The sequence below is a fragment of the Nostoc sp. genome, from assembly GCF_036917935.1.
Taxonomy (GTDB): domain Bacteria; phylum Cyanobacteriota; class Cyanobacteriia; order Cyanobacteriales; family Nostocaceae; genus Nostoc.
Window position 1 is genome coordinate 39,672 of record NZ_JBALEL010000052.1, and the last position, 18,069, is coordinate 57,740.

Below are 18,069 nucleotides of genomic sequence, written 5' to 3' on the forward strand. Positions count from 1 at the left end.
TAAATTAAAGAGGGGAAAAGCTAAAGCTATCGACAAGACTGACTTATTCTTTTTGGTTAGTTTCGGCTAGACGTTGGTGCTTCAGGTTTTCCAACTGCTGCAACAGAGAGTCTACCTCTGCTTGCAAATGCATCAATTTAGCTTGCTGATCGTCTTGATAGTAAGACTTGGTTAACTTACTGACCCAGCTAGTCTGGGAATCGCGATCGGAAACACTAGATAAACAAATAGGCATTGCTAATTAAATCCACAATTTAACTCACACCATTAGAAATATTATAATAATGCTTTTTTAAGCTTTATTAAATTATTATATATTTTCAATCAATTACTCTAATGGCTTTTAGGTTCAATCATAAGAGACGGTGATCATAAGGGCTGTGTTCCAAAGAAAACATCGCCCCAAGTGTGTAAAGCTGACTTCGACTCGACCGTACTTATGCAGTACTTAATTGATAGCTTGTCAATTATGATTGTAATAATTATTATCGCTGATTTAGGGAATTTACGCAAGAAATTATATGTAGACCATATCAAGAATTACGCTAAATTTATGAAAAAACGTAGGGCGAAGCACTCAGCAGTGTTCATGTAAGTCCCATATATTATTAAAACTAGCCCTTTCAAGGTGGGTAAAATTTTTGGTCAAAAAATTCCTCTTTAATCTCTTTAGTCTGTGTTCTCTGCGTCAATCTGGTTAAATAAATTACTTTTAAACCGCAGAGGCACAGAGAAGCCAGTGCGCCCTTGCGGTTAAGAGACTTGTTCGCGCAGCGTCTTTGACAGGAGAAGCAACTGGCGCGACGCAGAGAGAAAAAAAGAGATTTTACGAGTCACCTTGAAAGCGTTAGTCGCAATTATTTTGCTTATCATTTTTCACTTTGTCAGCATCACCCAAGCTAATTTGTTGAACCGAAGGTCACTGTGGCGGTTATGATAAACTCACATTCTAAATAAAATATAAGAAATTTTAAATCCCGTGACTTTGAGCCTGTCTGTTGCTACATCTCATCGCCAACCCTGGCCCGGACTGATAGAAGCCTATCGTGAATACTTGCCTGTTAGCGAAAAAACACCGATTGTCACTCTATTGGAGGGTAATACACCTCTAATACCAGTGCCAGCGATCGCAGAACGCATTGGTAGACAAGTACAGGTTTTTGTAAAATACGACGGTCTCAATCCCACCGGCAGCTTCAAAGATCGGGGGATGACTATGGCAATTTCCAAGGCCAAGGAAGCAGGGGCAAAAGCAGTAATTTGTGCCAGCACGGGCAATACCTCAGCCGCCGCCGCCGCCTATGCCAAGCGTGGGGGCATGGATGCCTTTGTACTGATTCCCGACGGTTATGTGGCGCTGGGCAAGTTAGCTCAAGCTTTACTGTATGGGGCAGAAGTATTATCAATTAAAGGTAATTTTGACCAAGCCCTAGAAATTGTCCGCAAGATGGCCGAAAGCTATCCGATCACTTTGGTGAATTCGGTCAATCCCTACCGCCTAGAAGGACAGAAAACAGCAGCCTTTGAAATTGTCGATGCGTTGGGTGATGCACCAGACTGGTTGTGTATTCCCGTGGGCAATGCGGGAAATATCACAGCATATTGGATGGGTTTTTGTCAATATCATCAAGCCAGAAAGTGCGATCGCTTACCCAGAATGATGGGATTCCAAGCCGCAGGAGCCGCCCCCTTAGTACACGGTCAGCCAGTGGCGCATCCCGAAACCCTCGCGACAGCAATTCGCATTGGCAACCCTGCTAGTTGGGATTTAGCGATCGCGGCCCAAACCGCCAGTCAGGGAAATTTCCACGCCGTTACCGATACAGAAATTCTCGACGCTTATCGACTTTTGGCAGCATCAGAAGGAATCTTCTGCGAACCTGCTAGCGCCGCTTCTATCGCTGGGTTGTTGCAGGTGAAAGACCAAATTCCCACAGGAGCGACAGTGGTTTGTGTACTCACAGGCAATGGTCTCAAAGACCCGGATACAGCCATTAAACACAATCACAGTAAATTTCAACAGGGTATCGCGGCGGAACTGGGCGCAGTAGCTCAGGCAATGGGATTTTAGGGCATTGGGCAATTCAATTTTGGATTTTGGATTTTAGATTTGGGATTAAATTTCAATCTAAAATCCCAAATCTAAAATCTAAAATTCTTACTCCTTACCCCCCTTTTTCCCCTGCCACTGCTCGTTCGCGTGTCAAGCTATCAATAGCATCACCCAAGGCAGTAGTCAGGCTATTGCGGCTTTGGGCGTGGTTGTCTTGCTCAGTTTTTAAAGCTTGCAAGAGGCGATCGCGTTCTTTAATCACGGCGATGAGTTTAGCTTGCAAGTCTTCCACAGATTTTAGTTGTTCTATTTCTTCTTGAATCGCGACTGGTGTCCCAGCAGTCAGTGTGTCTACTTCAAAACCTTGAAGTTTATGCAGTTCTGCTTTGAGGGATGCGATCGTCTGTTGGGACAGTTGGGTATCTGTGCGGCGTTGTTCTGCTTCTGTGTTGTAAAGCTGACGCCATTTTTGGGCACTTTCCCAAGCAGTATCGCGATCATTTTGCAGCCCTGCCATCTGCTCTTTGATTACCTGGATTTCTGTCAACCACTGTTGTGTTAAATCTTGATTCATAGATTAATAGTCATTAGTCATTAGTCAATGGTCATTAGTCAACGCTCATTAGTCAAGAGTCATTAGTTAGAAACTCTCCCCTTGCTGCCCCACTCAGTATTCTTGCGGTAAAAAGATAGATGCGATCGCTACGCAAAATTTGGCACAGTAGTTAACAAACGCAACCAGTTTTAACTCTAACATCATGCCAAATACTCGTTTTTTTCGCTTCTTTCGCCACCTCAATTGGCGCACGCTCAAAAAAACTTTTTCTAGGACAATCGAAAGGCGACTTTTGGGACTCGCCTCGGAAATCGCCTTCAATGCCATACTATCCCTGTTTCCAGCAATTCTTGCCATTATCACAGCTATTGGCTTATTGGCAGAATCTTTACAAAACACCTTTAGACAACTGGCGGTGCAACTAAGTCAAGTCTTACCTGAAGAAGCCCTGGATCTGATTCGTAATTTTGCCACCACAGAAATTACCAACTCCAAAAATAGCGGTTTGTTTTCTCTAAGCTTTGTATTAGCAATTTGGACTGCTTCTGGGGCGGTAAGTACCGCTATGACAGCCCTCGATCAAATCCATCAAATTCCCTCAAAAAATATACGCCCCTTTTGGAAAGCCAAGCTTGTCTCTCTGGGATTAACAGTCGGTACTATGTTGCTTTTAGTATTGGCTTCTTTCTTAGTGTTTACCAGTGACTGGCTGTTGCGAATATTAGTACACGGAAATGGTTCTTTGAGCTTCTTGTTGCATCTTTGGCAGCTGTTACGCTGGCCTTTAGCTTTGAGTATTGTTGCTGTCGCCTTTGGCTTTGTCTATCGCTATGGCCCAAGCAAATGGAACTCAGGCACGCCAATGATGCCTGGAGCAATTTTAGCAGCTGTTTTTTGGGCAATATTATCTGCCCTATTTCGGTTGTATGTGGCGAATTTTGGCAATTATAATAAAGTATATGGTGCTGTAGGGGCTGTGATAGTTTTAATGCTCTGGCTGTCAATGAGCGCTGCTGTTCTGTTAATCGGCGATCAGTTGAACGTGACTGTCGGCGAAGACATGCGCTTAAAAGCGCAGCCGCAATCGAAAGAAAAATATTAATTCGTAAATCCCTGAGAAAATTATTGCAAAAGCTCAGTAGGGGAGTAGAATATCTAACGATTCAATACAAAATTAGCGATCGCTTTTATGTCTGATTCTCCTCCTCGATTTTCAATGATTGAACCTGATGCCAAAGCACCCACATTGAAGCGCCTGCGTCAGTTAAGTCGGCTGCTGGATAATGTTATTACCATTCCTGGCACAAAAATTGGTTTTGGTCTAGATCCAATTTTAGGACTCATACCGATTGGTGGTGATTTTTTGGGAGTCATGTTTTCTAGCTACATCATCCTAGAAGCAGCGCGACTGGGTGTATCTAGAGCGACTTTAGGGAAAATGGTTTTGAATGTGATCATTGATGGTTTGGTAGGCGCTGTCCCAGTTTTGGGAGACTTTTTTGATTTTGCCTGGAGAGCTAACACCAATAATATCAAGCTATTAGAAGAGTACTTAAAGTTTCCCAGCGAGCAAAAGAGTGCAGACAAGTGGTTTATCTTTGCCGTTTTAGCTGGATTGTTGCTAATCTCTATTGTCTTAGTAGCGTTGCCCGTGATCCTAATTAGAATCCTGTGGAGCGCCTTTACAGGCGGTTAAATTGTTTATTGATAAAAGAATGAAAGATTGGTGGCAAGCTACTTTTCCCAAAGGGCGGCAAAGTCTAGTTATTACTGATGCTAAAGGATATCCTGTACAAATTGCTTATGGCGAAAAAGGTAGAGGTAAACCGCTCATTTTATTACATGGCATGGGAAGTTGGAGCTATAATTGGCGTCACTGTATAGCACCATTATCTAAATATTACCGAGTAATTTGTTTTGATGCCAAAGGTTTTGGTTTTTCCGAAAAACCATTGTCTCGTAGAGAAGACAATGGTCATCAAGTTATTGAGTTTCAAAGAGTTATTCAGGCATTATGTGATGAACCCGCAGTGATTGTGGCAGAATCTCTGGGGGGATTAGTTGCCCTTGCTCTTGCTCAAGAAAATCCCCAGTTAATCGGGCGGCTGGTAGTAGTAAACGTACCTGTTTTTGCCGAACATCTACCCCATTGGTCTATGTGGTTACTTGCCCAAACGCCCCTAGAAGTAATGCAGACAATTGATTCTTTACGTCTGGCATATTTGTTTGCACCTTTATTTAGAGAAGTTATGGCAATAGAAAGACGTGGGGTATTATTCGATCCCTCAATCTTGACGCAGGAAGATATTTATTGGATAACTTACCCGTTTACTGAATTGCCTGGTACGATCGCAAAAGTTGCTGAAGAATTACAAATAGCAGCGCGAGAAATTGAGAATTGGCAAGCAAATAAGCCAAATATGCTCACCCAAATTCAAAATAATCTGAGTGCAATTAAGTGTCCTACACTAGTTTTGTGGGGTGAGCAAGATAGCTGGTTTCCTGCTAGTCATGGTGAAAAGTTGCATCAGCATATCCCCAATTCCAAATTACAGATTTTGCCTAACTGCTGTCATGATGCCTCAACTGGTGCTTTTGAGGTGCTGAATACAGTGATTCTTAAGTTTTTACAAGATACTAACTTTTAAAGACAATTCGTATTTTGATAATAACATCCCAAATATGCCGAAATACCTCACAATGACGTGCGAGTGTTTCGCCAATAATTACGAATTACGTAGCTTGCTTCTCGCTGGAGGCGAGTATTACGAATTACGTTAGCGAGTAATCGTACTCTTACAGAGAAGCAAGCTACGCGCAGCGTCATTACGAATTAGGAATATAAATAAAAAAGAGAGTGGAAGGAAGCATATCAGTCAGCTTTCAAACTCCCACTCTGCCATTTGCTGCTGAAGTGAACAGGAATGTATACAGACGTTGCCCGTTATTTGGGGGCTAATGCGTACTTCAACAAGAACGCCCGCACGCATTTAATATTCCTGTTGCAGCAAATGCCAAATTTAATTATTGATATTTATTTACTGAGATAAATACTCTGCAAATAATTGGTAGAGATAGCTTTTTTTGTTTGTAAATCACTTACTAAATAGTGTTTTGCAAAAGGAATTTGCTTTCGTGGTAGCCCAGGGTAATCAAACCCTTGAAGTCGTTTATCTTCATACAATTTAACTTGGTTAATCAAAAACTGGTTGCCATTTTGGCAGGTTTTTAAATTTCCTAATTGCTCATATCTAACTTTTTAAAAGCAGTTAAACCGTTATATAGCGTTTCCTAATCATATCAGGTACATTATAGTCCCCTCATCGCTTGCTCTTAGGGGGTTGGGGGTGGGGTTCTTGTATCTCACTCAAGCGAGAACCGTTATATAGCGCTTCTCGTTTGCGTGAGGTACACCCGTAGGGGCACGGCAGTGCCCATTGGTGTCAACTTAACGTGAAAGCAAGTCTAGAACTAACTTTTAGATTGCCTCGTTCCCAGTCTCCGACTGGGAATGCTCGTCCTTGAGGCTCCGCCTCTCTTGCTGGCGGCTCTGCCGCCAGGAGCAGCATTTCCAGCCAGAGGCTAGAAACGAGATTTTAAAGGAGTTTAAGCTTAAGTTGACACCAATGGGCAGTGCCCCTACACCCCGTGATAAATGTTGTACCGCATCTGAATGGGAAACGTTATATAGCAATAAATCATTCGTACATAACAAGATTCCCGACTTTTTAGGGAAGTCGGGAATCTAAGCCAAGCTAATTGGCAAAAAGTGTTAATTTAACGTGATTTTACTTTACAGTAGTATTAATACTGGCGTAAAATTGCAGACAATGAACTATTTTTACGAAGATCCATCAAGTCTGCTAAAGGTTCTGTGCGCGTATCCAGGTGGTGCTTGTGTTCTGCTGGTAGAACCGTCACCAGATGTTTTGTTTTAAGTGGCATCTGCATAACGGGCATCAGTTGTGGCTGTGGCACAAAAATTGGCTGGTTCTTAGGAAGATGTGGTTCCAATTTTTGGTAATGGTTCTGTGCCAAGCGTACCTGATGGCGATTAACCTGTTTTTGGACTTTTTGCGGTTGCTTTGTGCGGTTAAGCATTCGGAAAATGAGCAAGGAACCACCACCACAGCTGAGGACGATCGCAGCCACCATCCATAAAGGTGTAGGATTACTACTCTCAGAGGGCGGATTGATTGGTTCTTCAACTATAACTGGGATTTTTTCTGGTTCTTCTTGTGCCATCGGCCCGGCGTTACCTAAGCTATATAAGGCAAAGGCACCACCTCCCAAAAACATGGCTAAACACCCAGTCAACAATAGCCAAGGATGATGTCCAACCAGATATATCAGAACGTTCGAGCTGTTTTTTAGTCTCGATTTCCTGTTTGTCAGCTCTGGAGTAGCCCTTTTTAAATGGGTTCGCTCGCGCTGTACACTCTGACTTTTTTCCATGATTACTTTCAGATTTGTACCCCTCTAGTCAATAAATTGTACTGGAGGAGTCAAGCATCAGGTATCCGTAACAAAGTTCAGATTTAAGTAGCTTTTTTGTAAAACAGATACTACCAAATCTGGCTAACTTTTGCCAAAGTTCTGTATTTATTGTGACTTTTTGCCGTAATAATCTGAAATCAGTTCGCTTATTTTCTCTGTCAGCTAGGAGAATGCCTTTCAAGAGCAAGTTGAATTAACCGATCAACTAATTCTGGAAAGGGGACTCCACTATGGGCCCAGAGTTGAGGATACATACTTGTTGCTGTAAAGCCTGGCAACGTATTGATTTCGTTAATAAAAACTTCTTGTGTCGCTTCCACATAGAAAAAATCTACCCTTGCTAACCCAGCAGCGTCAACAGCTGCAAAAGCTTGCAAAGCTATGTCCTGAATTTGACGGGCGATCGCATCTGGAATTGGTGCCGGTATCAGTAAATCTGCCCGACCCTCAGTATATTTAGTTTCATAATCATAAAAATCGCTGTCATAAGTAATCTCTCCAATGACAGAGGCTTGGGGTTGATCGTTACCCAAAACGGCACACTCGACTTCTCTAGCTACCACACCAGCTTCTACAACTAGTCGGCGATCGTAACTGGCAGCATTATCTAAAGCGGCTTCTAATTCTGGGCGCGATCGCACTTTGGCAATACCCACTGATGAACCCAAATTAGCAGGTTTGACAAAAGCAGGATAACCTAATGCAGCCTCAATTTCATCACACAGCTTCGGAAATACGCAAGGATTAGACCAAACCTGCGCTCTCGTGATCGCCTTATATTTTACCTGTGCTAGTCCCGCTTGCTCAAAAGCTATTTTCATGGCAATTTTATCCATCCCCATTGCCGAACCTAACACCCCAGAACCAACAAAGGGGACTTGCATCAAAGTTAGTAACCCTTGAATTGTCCCGTCTTCACCGTTGGGGCCGTGGAGAATAGGAAACCAGACATCCACTTGGGCAACTTGAGAGGGAGATTGCCACTTACTTAGGCTTTGGGCTTGAGGGTTGGATGTCAGATTTCCAACAGATGTTGATTCTTCCGATTCCAGAAGCGGACTACCGCTTTCTAAAACCTTTTGGGGTGCTTCTCCCGCAAGCCAGCGGCCATCTTTTTGGATGTAAAAAGGCAGTATTTCGTACTTACTAGCATTTTGCTCTGCACTCAAGGCTTTAGCGATCGCCCGGGCTGAGTTGATCGAAACTTCATGTTCTCCCGAACGACCGCCAAACAGTAACCCCACGCGCAGCTTAGTCATTTTCGGTTCCTCTACACTTCTCAAGCAGATAGCGTATCACAACCTACAAAAGTTGCCATATTTTTCTATATTATTTTATTGCCTGTTCAAACCCTGGTTAGAAAAAACTCTACTATTTGAGGTGTCAAAATTTTTTCAGATATTCAAAACCATTGGGACAAAGCATCTATCCTCGCAGCAGCCAAGCAAAATATATTCAAAGGTTATCTAGACGGGACTTTTCGTCCCAATGCACCTGTGACTCATGATAAATTTGCGGCGATTATTTGCATAGCCTTACCGAAACAGCCATCATCTCGCCCTGCTATCACCTTTACAGATGTGACCGCTAATCACTGGGCAGATGCTAAAGCCATCGCCGAAGCGTATCAGACAAAATAAAGGTGAGCGTCGCTTGCCTCCTCCCCCTCTCCCCACGCACGATTATCATGTTTATTAAGAAGGTTTTGAGTATTTTAACTGATTGACCAAAGTAATCGTACTTTGGTGTGTCAGGAATGACCCCTGGTTCACAAGTTCTATTTATAAAGATTTCAGCCTCGTCAATCTTAATTACTTAACTGACATCTTAAGGCAAATTATTTTGATGAGATAAATTGCTACGATCTCCACGTTCAGTATTTGAATCTTTACTAAACGGTAACGAACAACCAAAAAACATAGCACAGACCACTATGATCGCAATAATGGCAAAAATCCCGAGGAAACAACCCAGCAAGTTGGAGTTTTTAGGCTGAGTGGATGTCGGTTGAGTGGATGTCGGTTGAGTGGATGTCGGTTGAGTGGATGTCGGTTGAGTGGATGTCGGTTGAGTGGATGTCGGTTGAGTGGATGTCGGTTGAGAAGCCTTAACTGTTGAAACAAAAATATCAGCTTTAAGAGTTTTTGCTCGATTACACCAGTAACACTCTTTTCCTGCTAAAACCGAAGTCTGGCTATAAAAATGGTTTTTAGGCAGTTTACTGCAAGGTTTTAAATCTTTAAACGCAATCTCTAAGGCATCATACCAATCCTCAGCAGATGGACGCTTAGTGGGGTTTGAATGTCCATCATTGAAACATTTAAGAAAATTATCCTTTATTCTAGGATGTACAACATCAAGAGAAATCGTGCGAGGACTTTTCTGTATCAAACTGTTTTGACCATAAGGCCAGAAACCAAGATGAATCAGTTTATCTTGGCTAGGCGGTTCTCCTGTGCCTACCCACATTCCTTCAAAAGGATGCTGACCAAAAAGTAACAAGTGAATAATTATGGCTAGCCTAAAGCGGTCATTAGCTTTAGTTTGAACCAACTTTTCTAATTCTTGATCTATAAGTTCAGGTGGAGTTAAGCCCTCAGAGCCAACAGAACAACGGTAAAGTGTGTTGTTTTTCGGATCTGTTACTTGAAACGAATCAGTGTCAACAATAGAAACAAGAGATCGACTATTTACTAAAAGATTTTGTGGCTTCAGATCTCCCACAACATAGCCTTTTTGATGAATTATATGAATAATCCAAGCAATATTTTTTGCTGTTGTGTGTATGTACTTCCAATTAAAATCAGGGTATTGCTTGTTACGAATCCTTGGACTATAGATATGAACTAGTTCCTTACTATTCTGAATATCTGCCATAAGAAAACCTTTAAAGTTTCCTCTTTCATCTTTTAGTAAGTCTGTAGGCCAAGCGATCGCAACATGGTTCAGATCTTTTGTAGGATTGTCAGGTGGATTTGCAATCATCACTTCCAACTTTCTCAACCGCATCTGATCAGGTGAATTATAGATTTTTGCTACATATTCACCAATGTTAGTCTTCCAAATACTACCTTCTCCACCACCTCCAATTTTTCTTTCAAGAGAAATTCTTCTCTTTTGACTGTCATAGACATTAGTCATATAAGCTACACCTTTTAATTGTTAGTATTTTAAAAATAATTACTAAATAGGTAACAGCCGTTTTCCTACACTGGAAATTTTCCAGTTATCATCTTCTTTAGATAATTCAATACAATACTGATCATTTTCAATATTAACTATAGCTATAATCCTATTATTTTTCTCAGCCAAAATTCTGATTTCTTTAGGTTCTTTTTTAGGAATATCCTTAAATTCCTCATTTACTAATTTCAGAATATGTCTATTATCAAGATATTTTTTTGAATTACTTTTTATTTCCTTTTCTGAAAAGAGTTTTTTCTGTTCTTGAGGTAGCTGATCTTTAGGTAAAGTAAATTTTGGATAATCTGATTCGGTAAGTAGTGCTTTTTCAAATTTTTTAGAGAATTGTGGATTAATTTGATATCTGTCTACTAATAATTTTATTATTATAAATAAAATCAATATCGATAATATAGTAATTCCAGCTAAAACAACTTTATATGCTAATGAAAATGAAGACTTTGGTTTTATCGGTAAATTAGAATCCGGTGATAATGAGTGTTTAGACATAGATATCGCTTTTGGATTTGGTATCCATGCGGCATCAATTGTGGGAAAACTGGTGTTATGCAGACATAAAAGTAGAGTTTTATCATCATCAGTCCGGGCATTGAGTTGTTCAGAATCTAGAAAATCTTGAACGTATCCTCCCTTTTCCTCTAATTTTTTTGTAGTCTTCAGATAATTTTCCAAAGGGAGAAAGAAAGCTTCGGAAGGTTTCCAATCACTTAAACGAATTGCTAGCCTTTCAAGCCCATCAGTTGACGCACAAATAAACTCTGGATAAAAATTACATATCCACTCAATTTGTACATTCTCTTCAGCATTATTCGATGTGACAAATGTTGTCTCGTTAGCAAATTCTCCCTTATCTGGTTTAAAGAGCAAAGTGTACTCTTGCATAGGTGCTTTTACCACAATAAATCCGTCACCTATCTGCATAGCAGCAATCCAATCTGGAGCAGCTAAGAAAAGCAATAGTGTACAGGCAAAATCATTTAATTCACAATCATTTTCTTGCGCTTGTGTATTTAATTGATTCACAACTTTTTTTAAAGTAGAGTTAAAGAGGCTTACAGCTTCTTCTTGGGAATTAAAGCATATTTGACCCTTATTTTTCTTAGATTTAAGCCACTCTTTTAAAGATATTAGTGCTACTCTAACTGCTAGCTTAGAGCCAGTCTCAGAAAACTTGGCACTACCTGCTCCATCTGAGACTACACCAATAATAATGTCTTCAAAGCAAATATAACCTCCACTATCTTGGATGGGAATATCCTGCTTAATATGGCTCACTCCACGAGAAACACGAACTAAGGCTTTCCATCCCATAATATATTCTCCTTACTTAGCTAACTAGATATTTGACCCCATCCCACAGGTGGCAAGTCAGTCATTCCACCACCTACCTTGCCACTAGAAACTCGAGTCATCGATTGACTTAGCCAAACAAACATAGACTGGAAATCTAATCCTTTCAGCATCAAAGGCGGGCGGATAGGTGGAGCAATTTGTTTCAAAATATTCATGTCTGCACCCTCTACTCCAACTGTAAAGAAAGAGAGTTTCTTTTCACTGTCACTTCGTCTAACTAGCTGTGATGCTCTTTGCCAAGGTGAATCAAGGTCAGGAGCACCATCAGTAATTAAAAAAACCCAAGGCTGATAATACTGCATTCCATTATTTCTATAAGTCTCTTTGCGGTCTTCTAACAAATTCATTGCATACTCAATAGCCTCACCCATTGGAGTTGTATTATTTGCGGTGAGAACAGGAGAAATAAAATCATCAATAGTTATAAAATCTTGAGCTAAGTGAACTGGACCAAACGTAATAATAGCTACTTCTACCCGAAGCGCTGCTATCGGATCTTGTTGAATTTCACGCTTAAAAACTTCGATACCCTTATTCAATTCTTCAATTGGCTTACCTTTCATAGAACCAGATGTATCCAGCAAAAGTATTACTGGGCATCTAGGTTCAGGATTATTCACAAATTCTGGAAACTCCGGTTGTCCAACTGCCATAATAAATCCTCCATTTTTACTTATTTAATAATTACTAATTATTGCATCTTTTCAACAGTTATTTGATTGATTGCTAGATTCCGATATTTAGATACCTCTGTAATAGCAGGATTAAGTTGAAGAGCGCTATCATAATCTCTAATAGCTGCTTCATAATCTCCCATTCTATAATGGGCATTACCTCGATTTACGTATGCATCACTAACGTTAGGATTAAAATGGATAACTTGAGTGTAGTCTTTGATTGCCTCAGTATGATTCCCCATTTGAGTATGAGTAAACCCTCTACTAAAGTAGCATTCAGTAAAGTAGGGGTTGAGATAAATAGCTTGGCTAAATTCCGCAATTGCCTCTACATATCTTTTTTTCTCACCTTTTTCAATACCCTTTCTGTAGTAGGCTTCGGACTCTTTCTTTTTTCGGCTCATTGCCCAATCAATATTAAGTATTTCCTGCTTTTCTTTAGAGTCACCAATTAAATTAAAACAATCTTTAATAGCTTCAAAATATTTAGAATCTCCAACTGTTAAAAAAGACTTCATTTCTTTCAAAGCATCTATTCCTTCTTGTGAAGATTCCTGATGTAACTTCAACCAAGATTTAACTGAAAAATATATCTGCTCTCGTGCCCATGATTTTTCAGGTAAGCTTATCAAACTTTTAGCTAAGTCCAAAGACAGTTCTGGCATCCAAGAAGGTCTCTCGTTTAAAAGAGAAGCGTAAAGCATTCTGTAGCCTGTAACAATTCCTTGTAGCAAGGGTTGCAAAACCTGTGGATTATGGATATCATCAGTTAATAATTCTGATAGTAACTTGGGCAACAATGGAGGCACATCATAATGAATAAGATAATGAGCATCTATAATCCATCCTGCTACAAGACAGTGACATATAACTAGAATCTGACAAAAATCTTCAAAATCTTCGTTATTTACTTTGTAACTATGGTGAATAGGTAAATCTTTAGTTTCTATACCATTATTCTTTAAGTTTTCTTCTTCCTCTAATATATTTAAATTAAAATCTTTTTCTCCTCCTATCTTACTTATTTCCTCTAAAGTACGTCCTAAATTCAAAAGCTTCGTTCTATCTTCTTTCCATTTCAAGGCACGACCTTTAGCAAAATCATACATTATTTCTCGATAAGGTAGTTTGCTAATAGATTGATAAGAATAATTATCTTGTCCTATACCCCAGTAGCCAAAACGTAAAACAATTTCATTATTAATAATTTCTGATTCTAAAATTAAGCTTGGCTCAGATTTTAACATTCCAAATAGTGCTTTAATGCTAGCTTCTCTTCGAGCACGGTTACTATCCCAAGCTCCACCTAAAAACTCTGTAGGTCTTAATTTATCTTGTAAAGGATAGTATTTATCCAAAAACTCTGATAATCCTTGCTCCAATTTTAGTTTAATTTCTGGAAATCCCTCAGAAAAATCGCCATCTTTTTTAAATAAGACTTTAGAAAGTTTAGGAGGCGAGAGGAAAATTCGGATGGGAATTAGGGAATTATCTCTACGTTCATTCAAAATCTGTGAGGGGACAATAGTCAAAGGCCAGTTATCAAATATTTTTTGAACTTCGGGTAACTGTAATGCAGTTTGTCGTTGATAATCTGCAATTTTTAATTGTGTTTGACGATTGTAAATAGCTAATTGCTGCTCCATCTGTTTTTGCTGCTTAAATAGCTCTCTTTGAGCTTCTTGGCTTCCAATCTCAAGCTGGTCTTGTTGCTTGATTTGCTCTTGTTGTAAGCTCTGTCTCAATTCTTGAAGTTCTTGCTGAATGTTTTGACGTTCTTCATCTATATTTGAGTTTGGTAATTGTTTAGACGCTCTATTTCTTTCAGAAATTACTTGGATGAGGTCAGGTACTATAGCTATAAATGATTGAGCTATAGGTGCTATTGCACCTAGCAATGCCAATGTTGTTACTGGTTCCACCATATATCTATATCCTGCTGATAACTAAGGTAAGTAAATTTTTAGCACTGGCATTTAAAAATATCAGTGTATTCACTGAAAAACAAGTAGTGAAAACATAAATTTTTGTGATGCATTGTCGTAATATTTACATCATTCCTCTCTTAGAGGATGTTTTAAAAGTCCCAGAAGGTATAATTTTACTGTTATGCACTGAGTTAAGTGCAACGAAAAATAAAAGTTATAGCTATGTACTGAGATATTTCACGGTGCTAACTATGAAAGCAAAAGACCTTTTAAAACATCCTCTAAGGCACTGAAATGAGAGCAGAATAACTTAACAAAAATAATTTAAAAACCTTTCAAGCGAAAACTTTAGTTTTATGCACTTAGAGGATGTTTTAAAAGTCCCAGAAGGTATAATTTTGTGGTTCTGACTTGGAGCAACTACAACGAAAAAACAAGGTTTCAGCCATGTACTGAGATGCTTCGGTGTGCTGATCATGAAAGTAAAAGACCCTTTTAAAACATCCTCTAAGTATTAAAGTTATTTTTGCAAAACTCCTAAGTTGAGTTTGACATCTCAATTTTCGCTCGATAATTCAGTAGAATTTCTGATTTATGAAGTAAACACTACATTAATTTATCATAATACGTCAAGGCGTATTCATAAAGAAAAATAAAGCAAAGAAATATCGACGAAAACTCATGATCTAAAACTGGTGGGATGTCCACAATCCGAGTTTTATGCTTGCCTTTGGTGGTAGACTTCCGAAAAGTAATGGTTCCAGACTTCATATCAGTCATGTTGAGAGCCAACGCTTCTGACACGCGACAAGCGGTAAACAGGCACATGCCAAACAGAGCGCGATCGCGGCGGGTAAGGAATCCTTCTGTGAACAATCGCCTTAATTCGTCTTGGGTTAATATCTTGCCTTGTCCATTGCCATCTACTTTCATTTTTGCTAGCAAAGAGGATTACACGTTATACCGATAACGTGGAATTACTGACCAAAAGTATTGTATCTTCGTTGAGGACACAAAAGCAATCTCAAGCAATCAAATCCAACTTATCAATCTAAATCGCTACAACCCTTGTTTTTTGGTTGGCTGATAATCCTCTTTATCAAATTGAAACAATCGTGTTGTCAGCTACAGTTATATCCCAGGAAAGTGGGCAACAATATTGATGAATAACTAGAAATGCAGCCCTACATGTAAAAGATGCTGCCGTTTCATGAAACCCAGAATTATTGTTTGTGGCTTAGGACGTACCGGATATAAAACCTTTCGTCTGCTGAGACACCAGGGAGCCTTCGTTGTTGGTATTCATCACCAATCTATCCCTGACGAAACAGCAGGAGATGTGATTGTTGGAGATTTACAAGCAGCTGCTACCCTAACAGCAGCAGGAATTCAACAGGCACACACTTTAGTAATCGCTGGTTCTAAAGATGCTCTGAATTTGTCTATTATGATGCAAGCGCGGGTGCTGAATCCCCAGATTCGGATTATCAACCGTTTTTATAATACAAATTTGGGGGAGCGCCTAGATCAAAGTTTGCCAGACCACTTGAGTATGAGTGTTGTGGGATTAGCAGCACCCGTATTCACCTTTGCAGCGCTGGGAAACCGAGCGATCGGACAAATCAAATTATTTCAGCAAACTTGGCCAATTCACGAAGAATACATCGATGAAAACCACTTGTGGAAGGGTCGAAAGCTGAGTGAATTGTGGGAAGATCGATCGCGGATGCTGATTTATTACTTGCCAGTCAAAGGTGAGATGGATTTGGTATCAGCTGTCATATCTAGACAAGAGATCCAAGTAGGCGATCGCTTAATTATTGGTACACAACCCCGTATCCGTTCTCCCCGGAGATCATTGATTAGAAAACTGCTGAAAGTCATAACTAATCTTAAGCAGTTTCAGCAACACGGGCGATCGGTAGTGGTGGGTGCTATTGCACTATTGGCGGTTATTGCGATCGCGACATTCACCTATATGTCCACTGAGTTGAGTTTGTCTCCTGTCGATGCTCTATATTTTTCTGTAGGCATGATTACTGGAGCAGGTGGTAATGATAAAGTAGTAGAAAATGCTCCTAACAGTATTAAGTTATTTACCGTTGTGATGATGCTGGTTGGAGCAGTGGTGATTGGTATTTGGTATGCAATGCTCACCGATTTTGTCTTAGGAAGCCGCTTTAAGCAATTTTGGGATGCAGCCCGAATTCCCCAGCGATATCACTACATTGTCTGTGGCTTGAGTGGTATTGGGGTGAGAATTGTCCAGCAACTCCACGCCAGCGGACATGAAGTTGTAGTAGTTGAACCCGACTCCAACAACAAATATATCAACACCGCCCGCGAACTCGGTATTCCCGTAATTCAGGGCGATGCCAGCTTCCGCACAATACTCAAAGCCAGCAATATAGAATCTGCCGCCGCAGTGCTTGCTGTTACTAGCAATGATGCTACTAATCTGGAAATTGCCCTTAAAGCTAAAGGCTTGACACCCAGCATTCCGGTGATTGTTCATTATGCCGATCCCGATTTTGCTGGCATAGCGCAGCAACTATTTGGCTTCGAGGCCGTACTGAGTCCGGCTGAACTAGCAGCCCCAGCTTTTGCTGCTGCTGCACTAGGGGGACGCATCCTCGGCAATGGCATTACAGCCGATAGTCTTTGGGTGGCTTTTGCCACTGTAATTACACCTTCACACGCCTTTTGTGGTCAGTGGGTGAAAGATGTAGCCATGTCCGCTGACTGTGTACCTTTGTATGTAGAAACTAATCACCAAACTCTTCATGGCTGGGATTTACTAGAAACTCACCTCAGTGCTGGTGATGTTTTATATATGACGATGCCAGCAACGCGGCTATATCAATTATGGCGGGACGAACTGGTTTGTGAAACACACACTTAATGCGATCGCAGCGCTTTTTCAATTAATTGAACTATAGCAATCCTATTTAATTTGTGATCATTGCAACCCGCATATTCCCCTGACTTTTTACAACATCTGGAAAACCTCACTTCTATTTCTCTCTTCTAAAAGGAGAGAGACTTTAAATTTTCCCTCTTCCCGCATCGGGAAGGGGGTTAGGGGGTTAGGTTAATCGTTAGCTTTTCCACATGATCTGAATTGTCAGGCAGATCCCCGACTTCGTAAAAGTTGTCGGGGATCTTGTTTCTCACAAATTATTCAAGATTGCCATACACCACTCCCCACTCCCATTTATTTGTTAACTACTCGTTGCTGATATTCCTGCTCAGTAATCATATCGAGAGTGTTCTCTAGGCGATCAACAAATACGATACCGTCGAGATGATCGTACTCGTGTTGAAAAATCCGAGCGATAAAATCGGTTAATTCTTGCTTTTGTAAGTTGCCTTGAGAGTCAGTGTATTCCACTTCAATAGCTTTATATCGAGGAACTAACCCTCTAATTCCTGGAACACTTAAACAACCTTCCCAATCTTTGACAACTTCAGTTGAATGGGCAATGATTTTAGGATTAATCATCGCAGTAGGTTCCATTTGCGGGGCGTTGGGATACCTGTCATTAGGACGGGAAGCCACAATAAATAAACGATAGGATTGTGCAACTTGAGGCGCAGCAATTCCCACACCGTTAGCCTTAGCAACAGTGGCGATTAAGTCTTCAATTAATTTTTGGACATGTTCATCTTGAATATTCTCAACCCAAGCAGCTTTTTGGCGCAATGTTGGATTGCCTAATTGAATTATTGGCGCTAATTCAGTCATGATAAAACTCCTTTAGGTAATGGGGAGTGAGAAGTAAAGAATGGGAAGTATGTCAG

Annotated in this window: 16 protein-coding genes and 1 pseudogene; 7 read left to right on the plus strand and 10 right to left on the minus strand. The window is 40.3% G+C overall.

Annotated elements, in window-relative coordinates:
* Positions 1-43 precede the first annotated feature (43 nt).
* Positions 44-235: a hypothetical protein gene (locus V7K62_RS22540; protein WP_334868008.1), complete on the minus strand. Its 192-nt coding sequence runs from the start codon at positions 233-235 to the stop codon at positions 44-46.
* A gap of 744 nt (positions 236-979) precedes the next feature.
* Here V7K62_RS22540 and thrC point away from each other — a divergent pair.
* On the plus strand, positions 980-2,071 hold the full coding sequence (gene thrC, locus V7K62_RS22545) for a threonine synthase (protein WP_334868010.1): 1,092 nt from the start codon (positions 980-982) through the stop codon (positions 2,069-2,071).
* A gap of 94 nt (positions 2,072-2,165) precedes the next feature.
* Here thrC and V7K62_RS22550 read toward each other — a convergent pair whose 3' ends face one another.
* Entirely contained in the window at positions 2,166-2,627 is a 462-nt protein-coding gene (locus tag V7K62_RS22550) for a hypothetical protein (protein WP_334868012.1), read from the minus strand.
* A 184-nt stretch (positions 2,628-2,811) separates the two neighbouring features.
* Between V7K62_RS22550 and V7K62_RS22555 the strand changes: the two genes are divergently transcribed.
* The 3 genes from V7K62_RS22555 (at position 2,812) to V7K62_RS22565 (ending at position 5,257) form a co-directional block, all read left to right on the plus strand.
* Positions 2,812-3,711, plus strand: coding sequence for a YihY/virulence factor BrkB family protein (locus tag V7K62_RS22555; RefSeq protein WP_334868014.1), 900 nt, complete (start codon positions 2,812-2,814; stop codon positions 3,709-3,711).
* Between the two features lie 87 nt (positions 3,712-3,798).
* Positions 3,799-4,305, plus strand: coding sequence for a DUF4112 domain-containing protein (locus V7K62_RS22560; RefSeq protein WP_334868016.1), 507 nt, complete (start codon positions 3,799-3,801; stop codon positions 4,303-4,305).
* 19 nt (positions 4,306-4,324) lie between these two features.
* Complete coding sequence (locus V7K62_RS22565; RefSeq protein ID WP_334868017.1) at positions 4,325-5,257, plus strand: alpha/beta fold hydrolase; 933 nt, start codon at positions 4,325-4,327, stop codon at positions 5,255-5,257.
* Between the two features lie 1,156 nt (positions 5,258-6,413).
* Here V7K62_RS22565 and V7K62_RS22570 read toward each other — a convergent pair.
* Both V7K62_RS22570 and V7K62_RS22575 read right to left on the minus strand, forming a co-directional pair.
* A complete protein-coding gene (locus V7K62_RS22570) occupies positions 6,414-6,908 on the minus strand; it encodes a hypothetical protein (RefSeq protein ID WP_334868019.1) in 495 nt (164 codons plus the stop codon).
* Positions 6,909-7,264: 356 nt separating this feature from the next.
* A complete protein-coding gene (locus V7K62_RS22575; protein ID WP_334868021.1) occupies positions 7,265-8,365 on the minus strand; it encodes a D-alanine--D-alanine ligase family protein in 1,101 nt (366 codons plus the stop codon).
* Positions 8,366-8,506: 141 nt separating this feature from the next.
* Here V7K62_RS22575 and V7K62_RS22580 point away from each other — a divergent pair.
* Together V7K62_RS22580 and V7K62_RS22585 are read left to right on the plus strand one after the other, a co-directional pair.
* A pseudogene (locus V7K62_RS22580) lies at positions 8,507-8,599 on the plus strand (S-layer homology domain-containing protein); the annotation flags it as partial.
* 3 nt (positions 8,600-8,602) lie between these two features.
* On the plus strand, positions 8,603-8,746 hold the full coding sequence (locus V7K62_RS22585) for a hypothetical protein (RefSeq protein ID WP_334868023.1): 144 nt from the start codon (positions 8,603-8,605) through the stop codon (positions 8,744-8,746).
* A 187-nt stretch (positions 8,747-8,933) separates the two neighbouring features.
* Here the strand turns inward: V7K62_RS22585 and V7K62_RS22590 are convergent, their stop codons facing one another.
* The 5 genes from V7K62_RS22590 to V7K62_RS22610 form a co-directional block, all read right to left on the minus strand.
* On the minus strand, positions 8,934-10,247 hold the full coding sequence (locus tag V7K62_RS22590; RefSeq protein ID WP_334868025.1) for a helix-hairpin-helix domain-containing protein: 1,314 nt from the start codon (positions 10,245-10,247) through the stop codon (positions 8,934-8,936).
* A 42-nt stretch (positions 10,248-10,289) separates the two neighbouring features.
* Positions 10,290-11,621, minus strand: a complete 1,332-nt coding sequence (locus tag V7K62_RS22595) for a PP2C family serine/threonine-protein phosphatase (protein ID WP_334868027.1) — start codon at positions 11,619-11,621, stop codon at positions 10,290-10,292.
* 20 nt (positions 11,622-11,641) lie between these two features.
* Complete coding sequence (locus tag V7K62_RS22600) at positions 11,642-12,316, minus strand: vWA domain-containing protein (RefSeq protein WP_334868028.1); 675 nt, start codon at positions 12,314-12,316, stop codon at positions 11,642-11,644.
* A 38-nt stretch (positions 12,317-12,354) separates the two neighbouring features.
* Complete coding sequence (locus tag V7K62_RS22605; RefSeq protein WP_334868030.1) at positions 12,355-14,265, minus strand: tetratricopeptide repeat protein; 1,911 nt, start codon at positions 14,263-14,265, stop codon at positions 12,355-12,357.
* Between the two features lie 609 nt (positions 14,266-14,874).
* The gene (locus V7K62_RS22610; RefSeq protein WP_334868032.1) at positions 14,875-15,201 is read right to left on the minus strand and encodes a site-specific integrase; all 327 of its coding nucleotides are present in this window, start codon (positions 15,199-15,201) and stop codon (positions 14,875-14,877) included.
* Positions 15,202-15,478: 277 nt separating this feature from the next.
* On the opposite strand from V7K62_RS22610, the gene V7K62_RS22615 reads away from it, so the two are divergent.
* Positions 15,479-17,170, plus strand: coding sequence for an NAD-binding protein (locus tag V7K62_RS22615; protein WP_334868034.1), 1,692 nt, complete (start codon positions 15,479-15,481; stop codon positions 17,168-17,170).
* A 312-nt stretch (positions 17,171-17,482) separates the two neighbouring features.
* Here V7K62_RS22615 and def read toward each other — a convergent pair whose 3' ends face one another.
* Entirely contained in the window at positions 17,483-18,013 is a 531-nt protein-coding gene (gene def / locus V7K62_RS22620) for a peptide deformylase (protein ID WP_334868036.1), read from the minus strand.
* Positions 18,014-18,069: the final 56 nt, after the last annotated feature.